Here is a 21,837-nt window from a genome sequence, read left to right on the forward strand (position 1 = left end):
TGGTCCTCACTTGGCGAGAGACAGTTCGCCCGGCACCTCGCGCGCCGCGCTCTTCGACCGCGCGGAGGCGATCATGATGAAAAGGGTCAGGATGTAGGGGGCCGCATTGAAGAAGTAATAGCCCTGGCTGATGCCGATCGACTGCAAGGCCGGGCCGAGCGCACCGGCGGCGCCGAAGAGCAGCGCGGCGTAGACGCAGCGGATCGGGTCCCAGCGGGCGAAGATGACCAGCGCCACCGCCATCAGGCCCTGGCCGGAGGACAGGCCCTCGTTCCAGCTGCCCGGATAATAGAGCGACAGGAACGCGCCGCCGACGCCGGCGAGGAAACCGCCGGCAGCCGTGGCGAGCAGGCGGACCAGATCGATCGACACGCCCATGGCGCGCGCCGAGGCGGCGCTGTCGCCGGTCATGCGCACGATCAGGCCCCAGCGCGTGTTGGCGAGCGCCCACCACATGAAGACGGCGAGCGCGATGCCGACGAAGAACAGCGGATTGACCTGCAGCGCCTGCGCGATCGACGGGTTGGACGACCACCAGCCGAGCGGGATCGCCTCCAGCCGCGGCGCAGTGGGCTGGATGTACGGCTTGCCGAAGAAGAAGGCGAGGCCGGTGCCGAAGGACATGAAGGCGATGCCGACGGCGATGTCGTTCACCTTGGGCAGTTTGCAGATGTAGCCGTGCATGGCGCCAAGCACGAGGCCGGCGAGCCCCGCGAACAGCACGCCGAGCCACGGGCTGCCGGTGGTGTAGGACCCGGCATAGGCGACCATCGCGCCAAGCACGAGATTGCCTTCGAGGCCGAGATTGATGCGGCCGGACTTCTCGGTGAGGCACTCGCCGAGCGCCACGAACATGAACGGCGTCGAGACGCGGATCGCGCCGCCGATCATGGCGATGAGGACGATGAACAGGCCCGAGTCGCTCATGTGCGGTCTCCGGTTTTCCTGGGCTGGAGGAAGGGGATGCGACCGTAGAAGGTCTCCGAGACGAGCAGCACGACGAAGATCATGCCCTGGAGGACGAGCACGGTGGCATCGGGCATCGCCATACGGCGCTGCACGAGGCCGCCTGCGGCATCAAGCGCGCCGAACATGATCGCGACCGGCACGATGGCGAGCGGGTTCTGCCGCGCGAGGAAGGCGACGAGGATGCCGGTGAAGCCGTAGCCGGCGACGAGCGAGGCATTGGCCTGACCGTGGATGGCGGCGACCTCGTAAAAGCCGGCGAGACCGGCGCAGGCGCCCGCGATGGCGCAGCAGGCAACGACGAGGAAGCCGACCGGGAGGCCTTGCGCCTGTGCCGCCCGCACATTGCCGCCGGTCATGCGGGCGGCGAAGCCGAACGTGGTGCGGCTCATCAGGATGTAGAGGATGATAGCGAGGATCAGGCCGGCAGCGAGGCCCCAGTGGACGGAGGTGCCGGGAATGGAGCCGATCCGGTAGGCGTCGCCAATCGGCATCGTGGACGGCTTGTTGGCCGAGGCCGGATCGCGCAGCAGGCCCTCGACGAAGAAGTTCATGATCGCGATCGCGATGTAGCCGAGCAGCAGCGAGGAGATCGTCTCGTTGACGCCGCGATAGTGGCGCAGCCATCCGGCGAGGCCGATCCACACACCGCCGACCGCCATGGCGGCGAGCGCCATGATCGGCAGGCCGATGAAGGCCGGCCATCCGAAGGTGACGAGCGGGATCGCGATCGCGGCGGATGCAAAACCGCCGAGCACCAGCGCCCCCTCCGCACCGAGCAGCGTGAGCCCGATGCGCGCGGGGATGGCGAAGGCAAGACCTGTGAGGATGAGCGGCGCGGCGCGCTGCAGCGAATTCTGGATCGAGAAGGCGGAACCGAAGCCGCCGGTCCAGACGAGCGAGAAGAAGGTGACCGGGCTCTTTCCGAGCGCGACGAGGAACAGCGAGAACAGGATCGCGGAGACGACCAGTGCGCCGACCGGGATCAGGATCGCCTCGATCGAGGCGATGGCGCGTGGCGAGAGACCGGCGGATGCAACGGGTGCGGGAGAGACGACGGCGGTCATGGGAGGGCTCCGGGCGCGGGGGGCTGGCTGCTGGGTTGTCGCTCAAGAAGCCCCCTCACCGCCTCGCTTCGCTCGGCGCCTCTCTCCCACTGCGTGGGGGCGAGGAGACGCAGCTTCGGCGATCGGCGACTCCTCTCCCCCGGGCAGGGGGAGAGGTGGCCCGTAGGGCCGGTGAGGGGGTGCTTGGACAACGCCACCCAGTTGATCACGTCGTGGAACCCACGACGCCCTCCAGCAGGTAGCTCATGCCGTCGAGTTCGGGATCATAGTTGTCCTTGGTGCCTTCGATGACCACCTTGCCGGTGTTGTCCTTGAGCGGGCCGACATAGATCGGCTTCTGCGCCTTCAGGCCTTCGATGGCCGCGTCCGCCGCCTTGATCGCCTCGGGCGTCGCGCCGGCACCGAAGGCGGTGTTGCGGATCATGTCGTTGTGGTAGCCGCCGACCGTGAAGTTGGGCGGCGTCTCGCCCTTCGCCAGCGCGTCGGCGTAGAGCTTGTAGATCGTCTCCCACTTGTATTCGGCGCCGGTGATGAAGCCCTTCGGCGCGAGCGGCGCCTGGCTGGCATTGTGGCCGCAGCTCTTCACGCCGCGCCCCTCGGCCGTCTCGATCACCACCTTCGGGCCGTCGACGTGGCAGGTGATGACGTCGCAGCCGGCATCGATGAGAGCGTTGGCGGCTTCTGCCTCGCGCACGGGCAGCGACCATTCACCGGTGAAGATCACCTGCACGGTGGCGTTGGGATTGACGCTTTTCGCGCCAAGCAGCACCGAGTTGACGTTGGAGAGAACCGACGGGATCGGCTTGGCGGCGACGAAGCCGATCTTGTTGGACTTGGTGGAAAGGCCCGCGGCGACGCCGTCGACGTAATGCGCCTGGTTGAGATAGCAGAAGTAGGAACCGGCGTTGGCCGGATCGGTGTCCTTGTTCCAGAGCGGCGCCGCGTGGCGGAACTGGACGTTGGGATATTTCTTGGCGGCCTCGACCACGAACGGCTTGTAATAGCCGAAGGAGGTGGCGAGGATCAGGTTCGCGCCGTCGAGATTGATCATGGATTCCATGGACTTGGAGACGGCGTCGGTCTCCGGGACGTTCTCCTCCTCGACGACGGTGACGCCCGGCACCTGCTTGAGGATGTCCATGGCGACCGCATGGGCCTGGTTCCAGCCGAAGTCGTCGCGCGGGCCGACATAGACGGCACCGAGGATGACGGGGGCCTGGGCGCGGGCGAGGCCGAAGGGAAGCGCGGAGGCGGCAAGACCGGCGGCGCCGGCCTTGAGCAGGGAACGACGATTGAGCGAGAAACTGTTCATGCGAGGCTCCAGCGGCTAGGGGTTGAGTGCGGCCGCCGGCGGCGGCCCTTCTGTCTAAGGAAAGAAGGCAAAGCCCGTGCCATCTTCCGGATGGTGGATCGGCCGGTCGCCGTCATGCGGCGGCCTCCGTGTTCGAGGATGCCGGCCGGGCGAGATAGGCTCGCCAGCCGCCGAATTCAGTGATGTCCGCAGCACCCGCGAGACCTGCGGCTTCGCAGAGGAAGCCCTTGACCGTCGTGCCGTCTTCCAGCTCGACCGTGCCGATGCCGAGCGGGGCCGGAATGCCGGCGATGAAATCGCCGAAGCGCTCTTGCGGCAGCGCCCAGACCTCTAACTTGATCGCGGCTCCCCGCGCCTGACGCACCAGGCCGGGGCGAAAGGGAGGGCCGCCGGCAAGGGCGTGCAGACGATAGGCTGGCGCGGTGCTGCAGGCGCGGATGAAGCGCCCTCCCCGCTCGGTCAGCTCGCGGTTGAGCGGCAAGCCTGACATGTGCGCGCCGCAGACGGCGAGCGCGATCTCGCCGGTCGCAGGCGCTGGGACGAGCGGCGGCGGAGCGGGACGCACCCAGTCGGTCGCGCCCATCGCGCCCGCTTCTATGGAAGTCGCGATCGAGGCGCAGAGGGCGTCGCGGCCGGCCGCAGCGAGGAGGGTGACGCTGCCGGGCCGGCCGTCCGCCCGCGCCCCCACGGGAACCGCGATGCCGCACATGTCGAGCAGGTTGACGAAATTGGTGTAGGTGCCGAGCCGTGCGTTCGGACCGATCGGATCGGCCGCGATCTCGTCCAGCGTGACGAAGCTCGGGATGGTCGGCACGCAGAGCGCATCGACGCCTGCCAGCACCGCCTCGCAGTCGCGACGCAGCGCCTTCAGCCGGTAGAAGCCCTCGAAGGCATCGACAGCGGAGAGCTTCAGGCCCGGTTCGAGGATCGCGCGGGTGGTCGGATGCAGCGTCTCCGGCGTTTCGGTCAGCCGTGGCCCGACCGCTGCCACGCGCTCGGCAAGCCAGGCGCCTTCGTAGAGCATCCGGGCGACGTCGTAGAACGGCGTGAAGTCGAGTTCCCGGATGGTGGCTCCGTTCGTCCGCAGGCGCTCCACCGTGGCGCGGAAGCTGGCCGCCTGTGCGACATCGCCGAACGTTTCGAGCGACGCCTCGTCCGGCACGCCGATACGAAAGGCCGAAGCGTCGAACAGGCCGCCCGCCGGAATGGCGCGTGACCAGGCATCCGCCGGATCGTGCCCAGAGGCGACCGTGTGGATCTCCCACGCATCGGCGACCGTGAGCGCGAAGACGGAGATGGTGTCGAGCGTGCGACACGCCGGCACGACCCCCGTTGCCGAATATGCACCGAGCGTCGGCTTGAGCCCGACGATGGAATTGAGAGCCGCCGGCACGCGGCCGGACCCGGCCGTGTCGGTGCCGAGCGAGAAGCAGGCGATGCCGCGCGCCACCGCGACCGCCGAGCCGGAGGAGGAACCGCCCGGCACGATGGCCGGATCGATGGCGTTGCGCGGCACGGGATAAGGCGTGCGCACGCCGACGAGTCCGGTAGCGAATTGGTCGAGGTTCGTCTTGCCGAGAACGATTGCGCCTGCCTCGCGCAGGCGGGCCACCACGAACGCATCCCGATCGGCAAGATAGGCGAAATCGGGACAGGCAGCCGTGGTCGGCATGCCGGCCACGTCGATATTGTCCTTCACGACGAAGGGAATTCCCCAGAGCGGCCGCCCGTCGGGCGCGCCGAGCGCATCGGCCGCGGCCAGCGCGCTGTCGCGGGCCTCGTGGATGAAGATGCCGGGATCGGTGGCTATCGCGAGCCGCCAGAACGCCTCGGTGACAACGTCGCGGGGCTTTAGGCCCTCCGCGTAGGCTCGCCGCAACGCATCAAGCGTGAAAGGCAGCTCATCGATCATCGATCGTTCTTGACGCCCCGTGGAGGCATCGTCCCGCGCCCCCTTGCCCGCCAAGAATGCAGTTTTTTGCGTTGGCGAAAAATGCTATGAATTCACCATCGCGGTGCAAAAAATGCACCACCCTCCTTTGGAACCACGATATGCGTCATCTGCAGAATTTCCGGCTGATCGAGGCGGTCGCCCGCGCCGGCTCCATGCGCCGTGCCGCCGAGGACATGAACATCACCGCTTCGGCTCTGGTGCGCCGCATCAACGGCTTCGAGCAGGAGTTCGGCACGGAGCTGTTCGAGCGGCTGCCGGGCGGTGTGCGGCTGAACCCGGCGGGAGAACTGGTGCTGCACCACTATCGCGCGACCCTGTCCGACCTGTCACGCGTGCAGGGCCAGGTCGCGGACCTGACCGGCGAGCGGCGCGGTCATGTCTCCATCGCCTGCTCGCAGGCGCTGCTGCCCTATTTCCTGCCGCAGCAGATCGCGCGCTACCGCGGCGAGCACCCGGGCGTGACCTTCTCGGTGAACATCCGCGACCGCGCCCAGGCGGAACAGGAGCTGGCCTCCTATTCGAGCGACCTCGCACTGGTGTTCGAGCCGGTCTACCTGGTCGACTTCCAGGTGATCGAGACGATCCCGCAGGCGGTCAACGTCGTGATGCGCGCCGACCACCCGCTGGCGGAGAAATCCGAGATCAGGCTGCGCGACTGCCTCGACACGCCGCATATCGCGCCCTCGGCAAAATACGGCGTGCGGCACCTGCTCGATTTCGCCGCGCGGCGCGGCTCGCGCCGGGTCGATCCGCTGGTCGAGACGGAGAGCTTCGAACTGATACGCCACTATGTGCTGCAGGAGCGGGTGATCGGCTTCCAGATCCCGATCGGCCTCACCGGCTTCGGCGACCCGCAGCTGGTGTTCCGGCCGATCTCCGAACGCGACCTGCCGCCCGGCAACCTGATCCTCGGGCAGATGCGCGGGCGCACCTTGCCGGTCGCCTCGGCGCGCTTCGCCATGCAGGTGGCGACCGCGCTCAAGACCTACAGCGGCGAGGAGACGCGCTGACGCCGGTCAGCGGGCGTGTTCGGGAAAGAGTTCGGCAAGCCCCTCGGCCGAGGCCTTTGTCACGCCTCGTTCGGTGATGAGCCCAGTGACGAGCCGCGCGGGCGTCACGTCGAAGGCCGGATTGGCAGCGGGCGTCGCTTCCGGGGAAATGCGCACGGAGCGGACCGAGCCATCCTCGGCGCGGCCGGTGACGAGCGAAACCTCGTCGGGCGAACGCTCCTCGATCGGGATCTCCTTGACGCCGTCGTTTACGGTCCAGTCGATGGTGGGCGACGGCAGCGCGACGTAGAACGGCACGCCGTTGTCCTTCGCCGCCAGCGCCTTGAGATAGGTGCCCGATCTTGTTGCAGACATCGCCCTGCGCCGTCGGACGATCGGTGCCGACGATCACCATGTCGACCTCGCCATGTTGCATCAGGTGGCCGCCGGCATTGTCGACGATCAGCGTGTGCGGCACGCCGTGGCCGGCGAGTTCCCAGGCGGTGAGGAAGGCGCCCTGGTTGCGCGGACGCGTTTCGTCCACGTAGACGTGGACCGGGATGCCGGCCTCGGCGGCGAGGTAGATCGGCGCGGTGGCGGTGCCGTAGTCGACGGTGGCGAGCCAGCCGGCATTGCAGTGGGTGAGGATGTTGACCTTCTCCCCCGGCTTCTTGCGCGCCGCGATCTCGCGGATGATCTCCAGCCCGTTGCGGCCGATGGCGCGGTTGAGCTCGACGTCCTCGTCGGCGATCTCAGCCGCCTTCGCATAGGCCGCGTCGGCGCGCTCCGCCGCCGGCAGCGGCTTCAGATAGGCCCGCATCGCGTCCAGCGCCCAGCGCAGGTTGATCGCGGTCGGCCGCGTCTCGTTGAGCCGCTCCCAGGCCTCGTCGAGCGAGGCATCGGACGGATCGGCGCGCATCTGGAGTGCGACGCCATAGGCGGCCGCGACGCCGATCAGCGGCGCGCCGCGCACCCACATGTCGCGGATCGCCACCGCGATGTCGGTCATCGACTGCGCGTTCACCACGACGAATTCGTGCGGCAGCTTGCGCTGGTCGATCAGGTCGACCGACCAGCCATCCTCGTTGAGCCAGATCGTCCGGTAATGGCGTTCGCCGACTTTCACGCAACTGCTCCTTCGTCGAGGCGGACCGCCAGCTCGTTGATTTCCGCCAGCGAGCGGATGCTGCGGCGGTTGACCGCCAGATGCCGACCGAGCTTCAGCGCGCGCGTCTCGCACTCGCCGCGAAGGCCCTGGTCGGCGATCTCCTCGAAATCGGCATTGTGGGCGAGGCCGAGGATACGCCTGTGCATCTCGACGCCGGCGAAGCCCAGCATGTCGGTGAAGACATCACCCAGAACGCGCTGCAAGGCCTGTTCGGCCCCGAGCGGATCGCCCCGGTCCTCGAAGACCGAGGAGGCATAAAGCATGCCCTTGCGCTCGGTGCGCCACAGCCGGGAGAACTCGGTATGGAAGACCTGCCACGTCTCGGTGATGACGGTGAGCAGCCACGCCCGCATCCCGTCGCGCGGCTTGTCGCCCTCGTGGCCGCGGGCGGCGAAGAAGGCCATCCAGTAGTTGGCCAGCAGCATGCCAACGTCGAAGGCGATCGGTCCGTAGAAGGCGAATTCGGGGTCGATGACGCGGGTGTCGGCATCGGTGACCATGACCGAGCCGGAGTGCAGGTCGCCGTGCAGCAGGGTCTCGGCCCTGGCGGCGAAGAGGTGCTTCAGCGCCTGCGCCTCGACCTTGAGGTCGCGGTCGGCGCGCAGCTCCGCCACGATGCCGTCGAGCTCGGGGCTGGTGTGGCGGTTGAGGGGCGCCTCGAAATACGGATCGGTGAAGACGAGGTTCTCGGTGATGTCGCACAGCTCGACATTGTCGGCGAACAGCGCGAGGTCGGCCTTGCGCTCGCGGGCGGTCATGGAGAAATCGGAGCCGCGGAACAGCGTGCGGGCCATGAACAGGCCGAGGTCCTCGGCGATGCGCGGCGGCATGCGGCCCTCGATCAGGGCGCGGCGCAGGATGACGTGGGGGCTGAGGAACTCCATGACGATGAGCGCCTGTGTCTCGTCGTAGTGGAAGACCTCCGGAACGGCGCCCTTGCCGGCCCGGGCCTCCTGCCTGGTCAGCGCATGATATTCGAAGAAGGAGCGCTTGAGCGGCAGCGGCCAGCTCTCGCCGACGAGGCGGACATAGGGCAGCGCCTGCTTGACGATGATCGAGCCGCGCTCGCCGTCGACGATGAAGACGAGATTGAGATTGCCGTCGCCGACCTCGCGCGAGCGCCACGACGCGGGCGGCCCGATGCGGCTGGTCAAGGCGTCGATGCCGCCGAGGCGGGTCGGCAGCGTGTCTATCGTCAACGCCTGATAGGGCGCATCCGTCATGATCCGTCTCCCCTGATCCTCCCATATGGAGGAGAGCGGGGGCGACGCTAGGAGCCAGACTGGCAATTGTCAATCCAGTTGACATTTGACGGCATGGTTCGTAGCGTCATGATCCGGGAGGATCAATTGCAGGGCACACCGGTCTTTGTCGTCAAAGGCTTGATGAAGTCGTTCGGCCCCAACAGGGTGCTGAAGGGCGTCGACCTTGTCTTGCATCCGGGCGAGGTGACCGTGCTGATGGGCGCCAACGGCGCCGGCAAGTCGACGCTGGTCAAGATCGTCAGCGGCATCCATGCCTCCGGCGGCGGCACGATGGAGCTGGCGGGCACGCCCTTTGCCCCTTCCACACCGGCCGAGGCCATGCGCGCCGGGGTCGTAACCGTGCACCAGGCGATCAATGACGGCGTGGTGCCGGCGCTCGACGTCGCCTCCAACCTCACCCTCGACCGGCTGAGCGGCAAGGGCGCGCCGCTGCTCCTGAACCCGCGCCGCATCCGCCGCGAGGCGCAGGCCGTAGCCGACCGCATGGGCCTGTCGATTGATCTGACGAAAGAGGTCGCGGACCTGACGCTGGCCGACCGCCAGCTCGTCGCGATCGCCCGCGCCATGGCGCACCAGCCGAAGGTTCTGATCCTCGACGAGCCGACCTCGTCGCTGTCGTCGAGCGAGGCCGACCGGCTGTTCGCGCTGCTCGACCGGCTGCGCGCCGACGGCGTCGCCATCCTCTACATCTCGCACCGCATGTCCGACATCCGCCGCCTCGCCGACCGCATCGTCAGCCTGCGCGACGGCGCGATCGCCGGCCGGTTCGAGGACAAGCCGCTCGACTACTCCGGCGCGGTGGACGCCATGCTCGGCCGCAAGGCCGGCCACGGCACGATCGAGGCGCGGCAGGCCGGAACGCCGGTGCTCCGTGCCGAGGACCTGCGCATCGCTCCCGCCTCCCAGCCGTTCCGGCTGGAGCTCGGCGAGGGCGAGATCGTCGCCATCACCGGCCTCGTCGGCGTCGGCAAGACCGTGCTGGCCGAGACGCTGTTCGGCCTGCGCCAGCCGCTCGCCGGTCGAATGGAGCTCGACGGCAAGCCCTACGCGCCGGCCAGGCCGCTGGAGGCGATCTCCCGCGGCGTGTTCCTGGTGGCGAAGGACCGCGCCGACAGCGGCATCGTGCCGGACTTCAACCTCGCCAGGAACGTCAGCCTGCCCTTCCTCGCCCGGCTGTCCAGCTTGTCGATCGTGCGGCGCGGCGAGGAGCGGCGGCGCGCCCAGGACCAGATTTCGCAGCTCGGCATCGTCTGCCGCAGCGAAAAGGACGAGATGTCCGCGCTCTCCGGCGGCAATCAGCAGAAGGCGATGGTGGCCCGCTGGCTCGCCGAGCCGTCGCGCCTGCTCGTGCTGGACGAGCCGTTCCAGGGCGTCGACATCGCGGCCCGCCACGACATCGCCTCGAAGCTGCGCGCGACGGCGCACAACCGCGCCACGGTCCTCTTCGTCACCGAGCTGGACGAGGCACTGGAGACGGCGGACCGTATCCTGGTCATGTCGGAACACACGATCGTCGGCGAGCACATGAACCATGGCGTCGACATGGACCGGCTCCTCGCAGAGGTCGCCGGGCGCGGCCTGCGCGGAGCCGCCTGATGAAGATATCGGAGACTGCCCCTTGACCCTGCGCGACCTCGCCATCCGGGTACGGCTTCCTGGCGCTGCTGGCCGGGCTGGTGATCTTCTTCTCGTTCTCGACGAGCGGCTTCACCTCGCCGCAGGCGGCCGTCTTCATCCTGCAGTCCGTGTCGCTGACCGGCATCCTGGCGCTCGGCGTGACCGCGACGCTGGTCGTCGGCGGCTTCGATCTCTCGATCGGCTCGATCGCCACCAGCGCGATGATGGCGGCGGCCTATGTCATGGTGGTGCTGGAGCAGAACGCGCTGGTGGCCGTGCTCGTCTGCCTCGCCATCGGCGCGCTGGTCGGGCTGATCAACGGCATCATCATCTGCTACCTGCGCGTGCCCGACCTCCTGGCAACGCTGGGCATGATGTTCCTGCTGATTGGCCTGCAGCGCATCCCGACCGAAGGCCGCTCGATCGCGGCCGGGATGACGATGCCGGACGGCTCCACGGCGACCGGCCAGTTCGACCCGGCCTTCCTAGCGCTCGGCCGCCACCGCTTCGACTTCATCCTGCCGAACCTGGTGCCGGCGTCGGTCGTGGTGCTGATCGTGCTTGCGGTGCTGATCTGGTTCTTCCTCGAATACACCCGCTTTGGCCGGCTGATGTATGCGGTGGGATCCAACGCACGCGCCGCGGAGTTCGCCGGCGCCCCGGTGAAGGCCTACAAGATCTGGGCCTACATCATCTCCGGCGTCTTCGCTTCCATCGGCGGAATCCTGCTCGCAGCGCGGCTGGGACGCGGCGATATCGCCTCGGGGAACAATCTTCTCCTCGACGCGGTGGCGGCGGCACTGATCGGCTACGCGGTGCTCGGAGCTTCGAAGCCGAATGCTTTCGGCACGGCCGTCGGGGCGCTATTCGTCGGCGTGCTGCTGCAGGGCCTCACCATGATGAACGTGCCCTACTACACGCAGGATTTCATCAAGGGCGCGGTGCTGGTCGTCGCGCTCGTATTCACCTTCTCGCTGTCGGGTCGGACCGCCCGGTAGCCGTCGTTCAAACCAGGTCTCAGGTGGAGGAAACATAATGATCACCCGCAGGACATTCTCCAAGTTCGGACTGGCGCTCGCCGCCGGCTCGGCCCTTCTCGGCATGCCCGCGTTTGCGCAGGACAGGCCGGCACCCTTCGACAAGCCCGGCGACGTGAAGATCGCGCTGGTGCGGTACTTTCGACCGGCGACTTCTTCCAGGCCTATCTCGCCGGCGTCGAGTCCCAGGCCAAGGCACTTGGCGTGCAGCTGCAAGTGTTCGACAGCCGCCAGGACGCCGCCCTCCAGGCGGACATGGTCGACCAGGCGATCGCGCTCGGCGTGCAGGGCATCATCATCCAGCACGGACTGACGGAATCGATGAAGGAAGCCGCCCAGCGCGCGGTCGACGCCGGCATCAAGGTCGTCGCCTTCGACGTCAACGTCGAGAACGAGAAGATCCCGCAGATCGAGCAGTCGGACCGCGACCTCGCCCGCCTGGCGCTGGAGCAGGCGATCAAGGACAATGGCGAAAGCTGGAAGGCGGGCTATGTCTACGTCGCCGGCATCGCGCCTCTCGACCGCCGCAACGAGACCTGGGTCGAGTTCAAGAAGAAGTATCCGGGCATCAACGAGGTGGCCATGTTCGGCACGCTCGACAACCCGATCGCCAACTCCGTCGCCAACCAGGCCCGCTCGGTCGTCTCGGCCAATCCGGACATCACCGTCATGTTCGCCCCCTATGACGAGTTCGCCAAGGGCGTGAAGATCGCGGTCGACGAGGCCGGCCTGTCCTCCTCGGTGAAGATCTACTCGGCCGACATCTCGACCGCCGACATTTCGGCGATGCGCGAAGCCGGCAGCGCCTGGGCCGCGACCGCGGCGACCAACCCGGCCGTAGTCGGCCAAGTCTCGGTGCGCGCGCTGGCGCAGCTTCTGGCGGGCGAGGACCCGGGCAAGAGCGTGATCGTCCCGCCGACCCTGATCACCCAGAAGGACCTGAACGACAACGACATCAAGAACATGGAAGAGCTGTCGGCCAAGCTGCCGCAGTTCGCCCATGCCGACGTCGCCATGCCGGCCTGGATGCCGAACCCGAACGCGAAGTGATCGGTCTGCACTGCTGATCAGGGACCTGGCAGCGATGCCAGGTCCTTTTCTTTTGCGTGACTGACGTCACAGTCGCGCACGAGGGCGTGGGATAATACCGCCGGACCGGTCACACGCGTCCGGCGCCGAAGGCTGGAATGTCGATGCCCATGACTGACGACCTTTCAGATATCATCGACCGGATCTACGACGTTGCCGTCGATCCGATCCGGTTCGAGGAAATGCTGGACAGCTGGGAGCCGCGGCTGTCGCGCCAACGGCGGATTGCGGAAAGACGGGGCTGGGCGGTCGTCGTCGACGAAGTCGAGCAACATATCCGGCGCGCCGACACGCTGCTGAACCAGTTCATCCGCGACGATCCAAGCCGCCGGGGACCGCTCGACACGCAGGTGAGCGCCTTTCTCGTCGGCCCCGACATGACGATCGTCGATGCCAACAGCATCGCCGCGACTGCGCTGTCTGCCTCGCCGGCCGAAAGGCTGGATTGCCTGCCGCTCGACGCCGCCGATACGGAGCGGCTTCGGAGCGTGGTGCGACGTACCCTGCGCGACGGCGAGGCCAAGCCGTCCCTGCTGCGCTTCAACCTGACGGGACACGAGCGTTCGATCGTCTTTCACGTCTCGCCCCGTGCGACTCCCGACGGTCTGCTGGCGTTGATCAGGGCGACTGAGCTCGGTTGGCCGGAGCATCTGACTCATGCAATGCGCGAGGCATTCGCACTCTCGGCCGCCGAGATCGAGATCGTGCGCGCGCTGGCGGAAGGCCGGTCGCTGAAGGTCATTGCGGACCTGCGCGGGAGGTCGCTGGCTACCGTTCGCACCCAGGTCGCGGCGATCCTTGCGAAGACCGACACGCATTCGCAGACCGAACTGGTGCGGATCACGCTGGGGCTGATGGATGTGATCGGCCCGCCGACGACGGAGACGAAGGGCGGGGAGCCGCCGCAGCTCGCGGAAATACCGTTCCACACGATGAACATGCCGGATGGGCGGCGGTATGACTGGATCGAGTTCGGCGCACCCGGCGGTCGCCCTCTCCTCTTCCTGCCCCTCGACTATGGCTTCATCCGCTGGCCGGCGAGTGCCGAGGCGGCTGCCGCCGAGCGCAACATCCGCGTCGTCGTTCCAGTGCGCGCCGGGTATGGCCGCTCCGCGCCGCAGCCGAAAGTCGCCAATTACACAGACGCCACCGCCGCCGACCTGGAGCGCCTCCTGAAACAGGTCAACATCCGCCAATGCACCGTGCTCGCGCTCGGCTCAGACATCCGCTTCGCCGTGGCGCTCGCCAATGCCGCGCCAGGACTTGTCCGAGGAATTTTCGGATGCTCGGCTGACCTGCCGGTGACCGACATCAAGCAATATGAGCGGATGCACAAGTGGCATCGCTTCACCCAGGCCAATGCCCGCTATGCCCCCAGGCTGATGCATTTCATCCTGAAGGCAGGTTTTGCCCTGGCGCGAAGAATGGGCAAGGACGCATTCTTCCGCCGCATCAATGCCGGGTCCCCGGCCGATCTCGCGGCCTTCGACGATCCAGAGATCCGTGAGGCGATCCTGGTCGGATCGACGGTATCCCTGAGTCCGGATCATTCGGCACACGAGGCCGTGGCGCGCGAATGTATCGACAGCGAGATCGACTGGTCGGATCGCCTTCGCACCTGCACGGTCCCGATCCGCCTGCTTCAAGGCGCGGACGATCCCCAGGCCCATCCAGACACAGTGCGCGAGTGGCAACAGTCTTTTCCTAACCTCGACATCGAGATCGTCGAGGACGCCGGCCAGCTTCTGTTCTTCCAGCATTGGCGCCGGGTTCTGGCAGAGCTCGAGTGCTACCTGCCCCATTGATCGTCAAACGAACGTCATCGAGACAGCCATGACGATCAGGATCGCCCCCGTAACGACCTCGATCTGACGCGACGACCGACCTACCAGCGAAAGCACTGCCGGGCGGGACAAGAGCACGGCCAGGAGCCCGAACCAGGACAGCGCCATCAGGAAGACGCTGGCCGGCAGGAAGGATGGCATCGTGCCGCCATCCATGGCCCCGCGTGCCGTCAGCGCGACGCTGGAGAAGAACGCAAAGGTCAGGGGATTGGTAACTGCTGTCACCAGCCCGATCAGGAAGTGGCGACCGCAGGGCTCCGATGCCGTGATTTTGTCTATGCGAGGCAGGAGAGCCTTTCGCAGCGCTCTGAACCCGACAGTCAGAAGGACGAGCGTGCAGACAACACGTCCGACTTCGGCGACGAAGTCGGACTGCGGCAGCAGTTCGCTTGCCTGCAATGCGAGAAACAGGAGAAGTGCGGCACCGCTTGCCACGCCGATAGAGCTGAGGATGCCTGCGCTGCGCGAACCGGTGAGGCTGGCGCTCAGAACGACCGCGAAACTTGGCCCAGTACTGCCAGCATCGCCGCGTAACTCAGCCCGAATTCGGAAAGTCCAGCCGGAAGCCAGCCAGCCAATGTCGACATGTCTTGTCCTCGCCGCATCATTCGACGGACGAACATGTCGGGCACTCCGCGCCGCTGCATCATGCAATTGATGTATCGGCCACTAAGGCAATCCGGGCGCCGCTTGGCGGCTCGCTGCCCGGACTGCATTATCCTTCATGCACGTCGCAACCGTCTATTGACGCGCCGTAAGCGCATGAACTGTGAAGTATCTAACGCAGCGTCGCGGCGATATTCCCCCCATCGACCGTCGTCACGTCCGCCGTCGTCCGCTCCGCCAGCGCGTGGTGCAGGAAGGCCTGCGCCACGTGGTCGGCGGTCACTTCCTGGCCGAGCAGGTTGCCGGACATGTAGTCCTTCTCCGACAGGCCGCGGGCGGTGGAGCGGCTGGCGATCATCGCGTCGGTGAGCAGGCCCGAGCGGATGCGGTCGGCGTTGACGGCGTTGGAACGCACGCCAATCGAGCCGTAGTCCAGCGCATACTGGCGCGACAGGAACAACGTCGCCGCCTTGGGCAGGCCATAGGCGCCGAACTTCGGGCCGGGATTGATCGCCTGCTTGGACGTGTTGAAGAGCAGGCAGCCACCCGTGCCCTGCTGCTTGAAGATGCGCACCGCGTTCTGCGCCACGGACTGGTGGGCGAAGAAGTTGAGCTCGAAGCTCTTGCGCAACAGCGCGTCGTCGATGTCGCCGATCGCGCCCTCGAAGGCGGCACCCGCATTGGAGACGATGATGTCGACGCCGCCATAGGTGGCGACCGCCTTGTCGAAGGCGGCGCGGACCTCGGCCGGCTTGGTCACATCCGCGCCGACGCCGATGGAAGCATTGCCGGCAGCCTTGGCGACCTCCTTGGCCTTTGCTTCGTCGAGGTCCACCACGACCACATGTGCGCCATTGGCCGCGAAGAGCTTTGCGGTCGCCGCGCCGATCGCGCCGGCCCCACCGGTGACCAGCATCACTTGCCCCGTCAGCGGTTTCGGCTTGTTGCCGGCCAGCTTGGCCTGTTCCAGCGACCAGTATTCGAGCTCGAACAGGTCGGACTTGGCGAGCGGACGGAAATCGCCGATCGCCTCCGCGCCGCGCACCGCGTCCATCCACGCCTCGGCGACATCCGAAGCGATCTTCGCATCCTTCAGCGTGCGGCCGTGGCCGAAGATGCCGACGCCCGGAACGAGGCTGAGGCGAGGCATCGGATCGAGCATGGTGCGCTTGACGTCGTCGCGGGCATCGTTGGTGCGGAAGTAGTCGGTGTATTCGGCGACATAGGCCGCCACCTTCTCGCGGATCGCCTTCGGATAATTCGCGTCGCCGGCGGCGGGCGGCGGCAGCACCATCGGGCCGGTCTTGATGCGGATAGAGAGGTCGGGGGTCGACACGCCGCGATCAGCCAACCGCTGCAGATCGGCATTGGCGAGGAAGTCGAGGATCGCCGGCGAGGTGCGGAAGTCCGAGATCATGCGGTCGAAGCGCCCTTCGCCGAGATCGACGGCGACCGCGCCGCGCAGCGAGGAGGCGATGTCCGCCGCGGAAGCGAGCGAGGCCGGCAGTGCGGCTCTCTTCGCGGGCGGCTTGCCGTTCCTGGCAACATAGTCCTCGGCGACCGTGACCCAGTGGATCATCCGGTCATAGGCCTCCTTCGCGGTCTCGGCGAAGGTGAAGATGCCGTGCTTGTCGAGGATCAGGCCTTCGACGGAGGTGTCTTTCTCGAACACCTCGGCCGCCGCCTTGGCGAGGTCGAAGCCCGGCTTGATGTAGGGTACGTAGCCCATTTTCGCGCCGAAGACCTTGGCGATCGTCTCGACGCTGTCGGTGCCCTGGTCGACGATGGCGAGCACGGCGGTCGAATGGGTGTGGTCGACGAATTTGTGCGGCAGGAAGGCATGCAGCAGCGTTTCGACAGAAGGATTAGGAGAGGACGGGTCGATCAGGTTGGCGCGCTGCAGCGCGACCATGTCCTCGTCGGACAGCACGTCCTTCGCACGCGCCTTGAGCAGGGGCGCCATCTTCACTGCCGGCAGGCCGGCCGGCTCGATGACCGCCATGTCCCAGCCGGAGCCCTTGACGTGCAGCACGTCGTAGGTGTCGCCCACCAGATCGGTCGCGGTGGCCTTCACCGACGTGTTGCCGCCGCCGTGGAGCACCAGCTTCGGCTCGCCGCCGAGCAGCCGGGTCGTGTAGACACGCAGCGCCAGATCGCGCCCGACGCCCTTGGCGGCATATTCGCCGACGAGACGCTCGGCTTCCTGGTCGTTCCAGAGGTTCTTCATTGCAGTCTTCCGTATTGCGATGAGTGATGACCGGTCAGCCGTCCGCAAGCAGGCCTCGCGCTATCGCCGCGGTCGCGACGAGGTGGGTGCAGAAGCCGCCGGCGAGCGCTGCGCGCAGCGGCGCGAGCTTGCTTTCCTCCTGCACGACCGTCAGCCTGCGGGGAATCTTCTTGAGGCTTTCGAGATCGGCGGAGATGACGCGGCGGTTGTAGTCGCAGTCGAGCAGGCGGCCGGACCGGTCGATGATCTGGCCGGCGATTACCCCCTCCCCGCCCTGCGTCCGCAGCCGCGCCAGCTCGTTCGCCGTCAACGCGCCGCACTTCACGACATGGCTGTCCTCGTCGAGCGTGCCGACCGAATAGAGCGACAGGTCGCAGCCGGCGACGCTGTCGAGCTGCTCGCGGATCACCGGCTCGCTGCGTAGCGCGTCGGCGAGCTCGGGCGTGGAGAGCACCAGGGGGGCATAGAAATTGAGGCCGCGCGCATTAAGCCGCCGCGCGATCTCCATCGTGCACTGGTCGGGCCGGTAGGAATAGGGCGCGCCGAGATTGCCGCAGAGCTGGACGACGGTGACGCCTTCGAGATCGGCGAAGGACATGACGTCGGCAATCGCATAAACGGTGCGGCCCCAGGCGATGCCGACACGCTGGCCGCGCCCTACCATTTCGAGGAAGACGCTCGCCGCAAGCGAAGGGATCTCGGCCTCGGCTTCCCGGGCGGCCAGATCCTCGCCGGCGATCCAAACGGCTTCCAGGCCGAACCTGTCCTCGACCTCGCGGGCGAGCTGCTCGCCGCGGAAGAGATGCGTGGCGGTGGAGATGTTGACGATGCCCGTCTCGCGGGCGCGACGGAGATAAAGCGCCACGGAGGCGCGCGAGATGTTCAGCCGCTGCGCCACCTCGTCCTGGCGCAGGCCATGCGTATAGTAGAGCCAGGCCGCCTTGTGCACGATCCTGTCAGCTTGCGCCTTCGCCATTGCTCCTCACCATGCTCCAACGCATGGCGACATATTTCACACGGATTGGCAATTGTCAAAGAAATGGCGTGACCAAGCCTACGGCAAAGGTGAGTGCATAGCCTAGTCGAGGTCGAGCGACGCCAGCATCAGGCCGGGCTCCTGCGGATGATGCTCGACATGGAAGCCGACCTCGCGGCACATCGACAGCATGCGCGTGTTGTCGGCGAGGATGATGCCTTCGATCCGCCGGATGCCGTCGGCACGGGCGTAGTCGATCAGGTGCCGAAGCAGCGCCCAGCCGAGCCCGTGTCCCTGCAGGTCGGTCCGCACGAGAAGCGCGTATTCTGCCTTCACATGATCCGGATCGGCGGACAGGCGGCCGATGGCCGCGAGTTCGCCGGTCTCCTGCAAGGCCACGAAGGCGATCTCGCGGTCGTAGTCGAGCTGCGTCAGCCGCTTCAGCATCTCGTCCGGAAACGCCTTGCGCTGCGCGAGGAAGCGGAAACGGATGTCGTCGGCGGACACTTTCGCCAGGAAATCGGGATAGAGCCGGACGTCGGCCGGCTTGATCGGGCGGACGTGGAAATCGGCCCTGTCGCTCGAGACGGTCGTTTCCCAGCCGGCCGGATAGGGGCGGATCACGAGCGAACGCTCCGGCCCCTCCTCCTCGACGCGCGCCGGATCGATCTCGACGCGGGCGTCGAGCGCGATGGCGCCGTCGGCATTGGCGAGCAGCGGGTTGATGTCGACGCCGTCGATGCAGGGGAAATCGATGATGAGCTGCGACAGGCCGTTGAGCGCCGCCACGATCGCCGCGCGATCGGCCGGCTTGCGGTCGCGGTAGCCGGCAAGCAGGCGGCCGATGCGGGTGCGGTCGATCAGGTCGCCCGCCAGCACGTCGTCCATCGGCGGCAGGCCGACCGCCGTGTCCTCCATGACCTCGACGGCAACGCCGCCGGCGCCGAACAGGATCACCGGTCCGAAGATCGGATCGCGGCTCATGCCGAGGATCAGCTCGTGCGCCTGCTTGCGCACGACCATCGGCTGCACCGCGAAGCCGTCGATGGAAGCGCCCGGCTTCACCTTCGCCACGCGCTTCTCGATGGTGCGGGCGGCCTCCGCAGCCGCCTCCGCCGTGTCGAGCGACAGCACCACGCCGCCGACGTCGGACTTGTGGGTGATCTCCTTTGACAAAAGCTTCACCGCCACCTGGCCGCCTCCGGCGAGCAGCCGCTCCGCGGTGGCCTGCACCTCGGCCGAGGTCCGGACGACCAACACTTCCGGCGCGTCGATGCCGTAGGCGCGGATGACGCTCTTCGCCTCCGGCTCGGTCAGCATGCGCCGGCCCTCCCGCGTGGCCTCGCGCAGGATGCCGCGCACCAGCTTGCGGTTGCCGTCCACGTCCTCGCTGCCGGCCGACGGCACGCGGCCAAGCGCCGTCTGCGCCTTCGACCAGTCCGCCAGATAGGCGGCCGCCCGCGCAGTGTCGGCCGGCGTCTCGAAGCTCGCGAGGCCGGCGTCCTGAAGTGCGCGCCGGCCGATGCGCGCCGTGTGCTCGCCGAGCCAGCAGGTCAGCACCGGCTTGCCGCCGATATGGCCCTTGTCGGCCAGCTCGGCGACGGCGGTGGCCGCCTCGATCGGCGAGGCGAGACCGGTCGGGCAGTTGAACACCATCACCGCGTCGACACCGGGATCCGCCGCTACGGCCGAGACGGCGGTGCGGTAGCGTTCCGGCGGGGCATCGCCGATAATGTCGACCGGGTTGCCCTTCGACCAGGTCGGCGGCAGCGCTGCATCGAGCGCCTTAATGGTTTCGGGAGAAAGCTCGGCAAGCTCGATGCGGCAGTTCACCAGTTCATCCACGGCGAGCACGCCGGCGCCGCCGCCATTGGTGACGATGCCGATGCGGGCACGGTCCAGCGGCGGGAACCGGGAGGTGATCTCGGCCGCGTCGATCAGCTCGGCGAGGCCGTCGACCCGAAGGATGCCGGCGCGCCGCAGTGCCGCGTCCACCACGCGGTCGGCGCCCGACAGCGCGCCGGTATGGGTGGCGGCCGCCTTGGCCGCGGCGGCATGGCGGCCCGACTTGATGGCGATCACCGGCTTGATGCGGGCGGCGGCACGCGCGGCCGACATGAACTTGCGCGGGTTGGTGACCGATTCGAGATACATCACGATGGCCTTGGTGGCCGGATCGCCGGCGAGCAGATCCAGCCAGTCGCCGACATCGACGTCAGCCATGTCGCCAAGCGAGACGATGTGGGAGAAGCCGACATTGTTCTCCGCCGCCCAGTCGATCAGCGAGGTGGCGATCGCGCCCGACTGCGACAGGAGCGCGATGTTGCCGGGCCGCGCCGCCATATGGGCGAAGCCGGCATTCAGCTTGAAGGGCGGGATCATCAGGCCGACCGTGTTGGGACCGATGATGCGGAAGAGATGAGGCCGCGCGGCATCGAGCATGGCCTGGCGCAGCCCGTTCTCGCGCGTCAGCCCCGCCGTGATGACGACGGCGGCGCGGCATCCCCTCTCGCCGAGCTCGGAGATGACGCCGGGCACCGTCTCGGCCGGCGTGACGATGACGGCGAGATCGGGGGCTGCCGGCAGGGCAGCGGCGTTGCGGAAGGCAGGAAGACCGCGGATCTCGCGGTATTTCGGATTGATCGGCCAGATCGGCCCCTCGAAACCGCCGGAGACGATGTTGTCCAGCACGACCCGCCCGACCGATCCCACGCGCTCGGAAGCGCCGACGACCGCCACGGAGCGCGGACGCGCGGCGAATTCCAGGTTCCTGGTGGTCATGCGTCACCCTCTTTTCCGCCGACGACCTATCGCGGAGGAGACGGCATCGTCATTGTCACGGATCAAAGACGCATCTGCCGGCGCACCGATCGGACCCGCGGCCCGGATGCTACAACCGCCGGAAGGCCGACGACATCCAGTCGGTGGGACGAGCGTCCCTCTCGGCTTCCTCTTCGGGGCGAACGAGCGTGAGTGCCGGGATGCGCTGCATCAGGCTGGGGTCGCGGTGCAGCACATATTCCAGATTGCGCCTCGCCAGCCGGGCATGCTCGCGGGCGATCGCCTCGGCGCGCGCGCCTTCACGCTTCTCGATCGCCTCGACGATGGCGCGATGCTGTTCCTGTGCGCCGACGAGCGAGCGGCGGAACACCGGAACATCCTCCTGCTTCTCGAGGAAAGCGCTGGGCGATGCGAAGGGCAGCCGCACGGCACGCTCGATCTCGCGCCGGATCGTCTCGCTGCCGGCAAGTCCCGCCAGGAGCCGGTGGAACTCGTCATTGCCCTGCACATAGGCTTCGAAATCCATCTCCGCCGGACCCGGCTCGATGGCGCGCCCGATCGCGTCGACCACATACAGGATGTCGGAAAGCTTGCGCGGGTCGGCTCCCCGCTCGGCGGCGAGCCGCGCTGCGGTGCCTTCGAGCACGCCGCGAAGCTCGAGCGCGTCCATAACCTCCTCGATGGTGAAGGCGCGCGCAAAATAGCTGCCTGAGTGGCTCTTTTCGAGAAGGCCTTCCTGCTCCAGCCGCGCCAGCGCGGCGCGCACCGGCGTGCGTGAAATCCCGAGTTGCTCGGCGAGGGGAATTTCGGACAATCGCTCTCCGGCCGCAATCCGCCCGCTCATGATGAGATCGCGAATTCCGAGCAGCGCCTTGAGCGATTGCGAAGCTTCCTTGTCACCCATCGCGTCCTCCCAGGCGATCCGACCGGCCCCTCCGG

Annotated in this window: 13 protein-coding genes and 3 pseudogenes; 5 read left to right on the forward strand and 11 right to left on the reverse strand. The window is 67.3% G+C overall.

Features of this window, described 5'->3' with window-relative positions; translation table 11 throughout:
* Positions 1-6: 6 nt before the first annotated feature.
* From LRS09_RS07835 to atzF, 4 genes are all read right to left on the reverse strand, one after another.
* Positions 7-927 carry an ABC transporter permease gene (locus tag LRS09_RS07835; RefSeq protein ID WP_257805210.1) on the reverse strand — a complete coding sequence of 307 codons (921 nt, stop codon included), beginning with the start codon at positions 925-927 and terminating at the stop codon, positions 7-9.
* The gene (locus LRS09_RS07840) at positions 924-2,033 is read right to left on the reverse strand and encodes an ABC transporter permease (RefSeq protein WP_257805211.1); all 1,110 of its coding nucleotides are present in this window, start codon (positions 2,031-2,033) and stop codon (positions 924-926) included. The genes LRS09_RS07835 and LRS09_RS07840 overlap by 4 nt, the downstream gene beginning before the upstream one ends.
* Positions 2,034-2,238: 205 nt before the next feature.
* Positions 2,239-3,345 (reverse strand): BMP family ABC transporter substrate-binding protein, encoded by a 1,107-nt coding sequence (locus LRS09_RS07845; protein WP_257805212.1) that lies wholly within the window; start codon positions 3,343-3,345, stop codon positions 2,239-2,241.
* A gap of 112 nt (positions 3,346-3,457) precedes the next feature.
* Positions 3,458-5,257: an allophanate hydrolase gene (gene atzF, locus LRS09_RS07850; protein WP_257805213.1), complete on the reverse strand. Its 1,800-nt coding sequence runs from the start codon at positions 5,255-5,257 to the stop codon at positions 3,458-3,460.
* Positions 5,258-5,397: 140 nt separating this feature from the next.
* On the opposite strand from atzF, the gene LRS09_RS07855 reads away from it, so the two are divergent.
* Positions 5,398-6,309, forward strand: coding sequence for a LysR family transcriptional regulator (locus tag LRS09_RS07855; RefSeq protein WP_257805214.1), 912 nt, complete (start codon positions 5,398-5,400; stop codon positions 6,307-6,309).
* Between the two features lie 6 nt (positions 6,310-6,315).
* Here the strand turns inward: LRS09_RS07855 and mtnA are convergent.
* A pseudogene (gene mtnA, locus LRS09_RS07860) lies at positions 6,316-7,414 on the reverse strand (S-methyl-5-thioribose-1-phosphate isomerase).
* Positions 7,411-8,679 (reverse strand): S-methyl-5-thioribose kinase, encoded by a 1,269-nt coding sequence (gene mtnK / locus LRS09_RS07865; RefSeq protein ID WP_257805215.1) that lies wholly within the window; start codon positions 8,677-8,679, stop codon positions 7,411-7,413. The pseudogene mtnA and the gene mtnK overlap by 4 nt, the downstream one beginning before the upstream one ends.
* Before the next feature lie 126 nt (positions 8,680-8,805).
* On the opposite strand from mtnK, the gene LRS09_RS07870 reads away from it, so the two are divergent.
* The 4 genes and pseudogenes from LRS09_RS07870 (at position 8,806) to LRS09_RS07885 (ending at position 14,269) form a co-directional block, all read left to right on the forward strand.
* Positions 8,806-10,317 (forward strand): sugar ABC transporter ATP-binding protein, encoded by a 1,512-nt coding sequence (locus LRS09_RS07870; RefSeq protein WP_257805216.1) that lies wholly within the window; start codon positions 8,806-8,808, stop codon positions 10,315-10,317.
* Positions 10,318-10,339: 22 nt separating this feature from the next.
* A pseudogene (locus tag LRS09_RS07875) lies at positions 10,340-11,336 on the forward strand (ABC transporter permease).
* 34 nt (positions 11,337-11,370) lie between these two features.
* Positions 11,371-12,425, forward strand: a pseudogene (locus LRS09_RS07880) (substrate-binding domain-containing protein).
* A gap of 143 nt (positions 12,426-12,568) precedes the next feature.
* Positions 12,569-14,269 carry an alpha/beta fold hydrolase gene (locus tag LRS09_RS07885; RefSeq protein WP_257805217.1) on the forward strand — a complete coding sequence of 567 codons (1,701 nt, stop codon included), beginning with the start codon at positions 12,569-12,571 and terminating at the stop codon, positions 14,267-14,269.
* 3 nt (positions 14,270-14,272) lie between these two features.
* Here the strand turns inward: LRS09_RS07885 and LRS09_RS07890 are convergent, their stop codons facing one another.
* From LRS09_RS07890 to LRS09_RS07910, 5 genes are all read right to left on the reverse strand, one after another.
* Complete coding sequence (locus LRS09_RS07890) at positions 14,273-14,962, reverse strand: LysE family translocator (protein ID WP_257805218.1); 690 nt, start codon at positions 14,960-14,962, stop codon at positions 14,273-14,275.
* 124 nt (positions 14,963-15,086) lie between these two features.
* Entirely contained in the window at positions 15,087-17,141 is a 2,055-nt protein-coding gene (locus tag LRS09_RS07895) for a bifunctional aldolase/short-chain dehydrogenase (RefSeq protein ID WP_257805219.1), read from the reverse strand.
* 34 nt (positions 17,142-17,175) lie between these two features.
* The gene (locus LRS09_RS07900) at positions 17,176-18,117 is read right to left on the reverse strand and encodes a sugar-binding transcriptional regulator (RefSeq protein ID WP_257805220.1); all 942 of its coding nucleotides are present in this window, start codon (positions 18,115-18,117) and stop codon (positions 17,176-17,178) included.
* A gap of 102 nt (positions 18,118-18,219) precedes the next feature.
* Positions 18,220-20,898, reverse strand: a complete 2,679-nt coding sequence (locus LRS09_RS07905; protein WP_257805221.1) for a bifunctional acetate--CoA ligase family protein/GNAT family N-acetyltransferase — start codon at positions 20,896-20,898, stop codon at positions 18,220-18,222.
* Between the two features lie 109 nt (positions 20,899-21,007).
* Entirely contained in the window at positions 21,008-21,802 is a 795-nt protein-coding gene (locus LRS09_RS07910) for a GntR family transcriptional regulator (protein WP_257805222.1), read from the reverse strand.
* Positions 21,803-21,837: the final 35 nt, after the last annotated feature.

It is taken from the genome of Mesorhizobium sp. J428 (assembly GCF_024699925.1).
GTDB lineage: Bacteria > Pseudomonadota > Alphaproteobacteria > Rhizobiales > Rhizobiaceae > Mesorhizobium_A.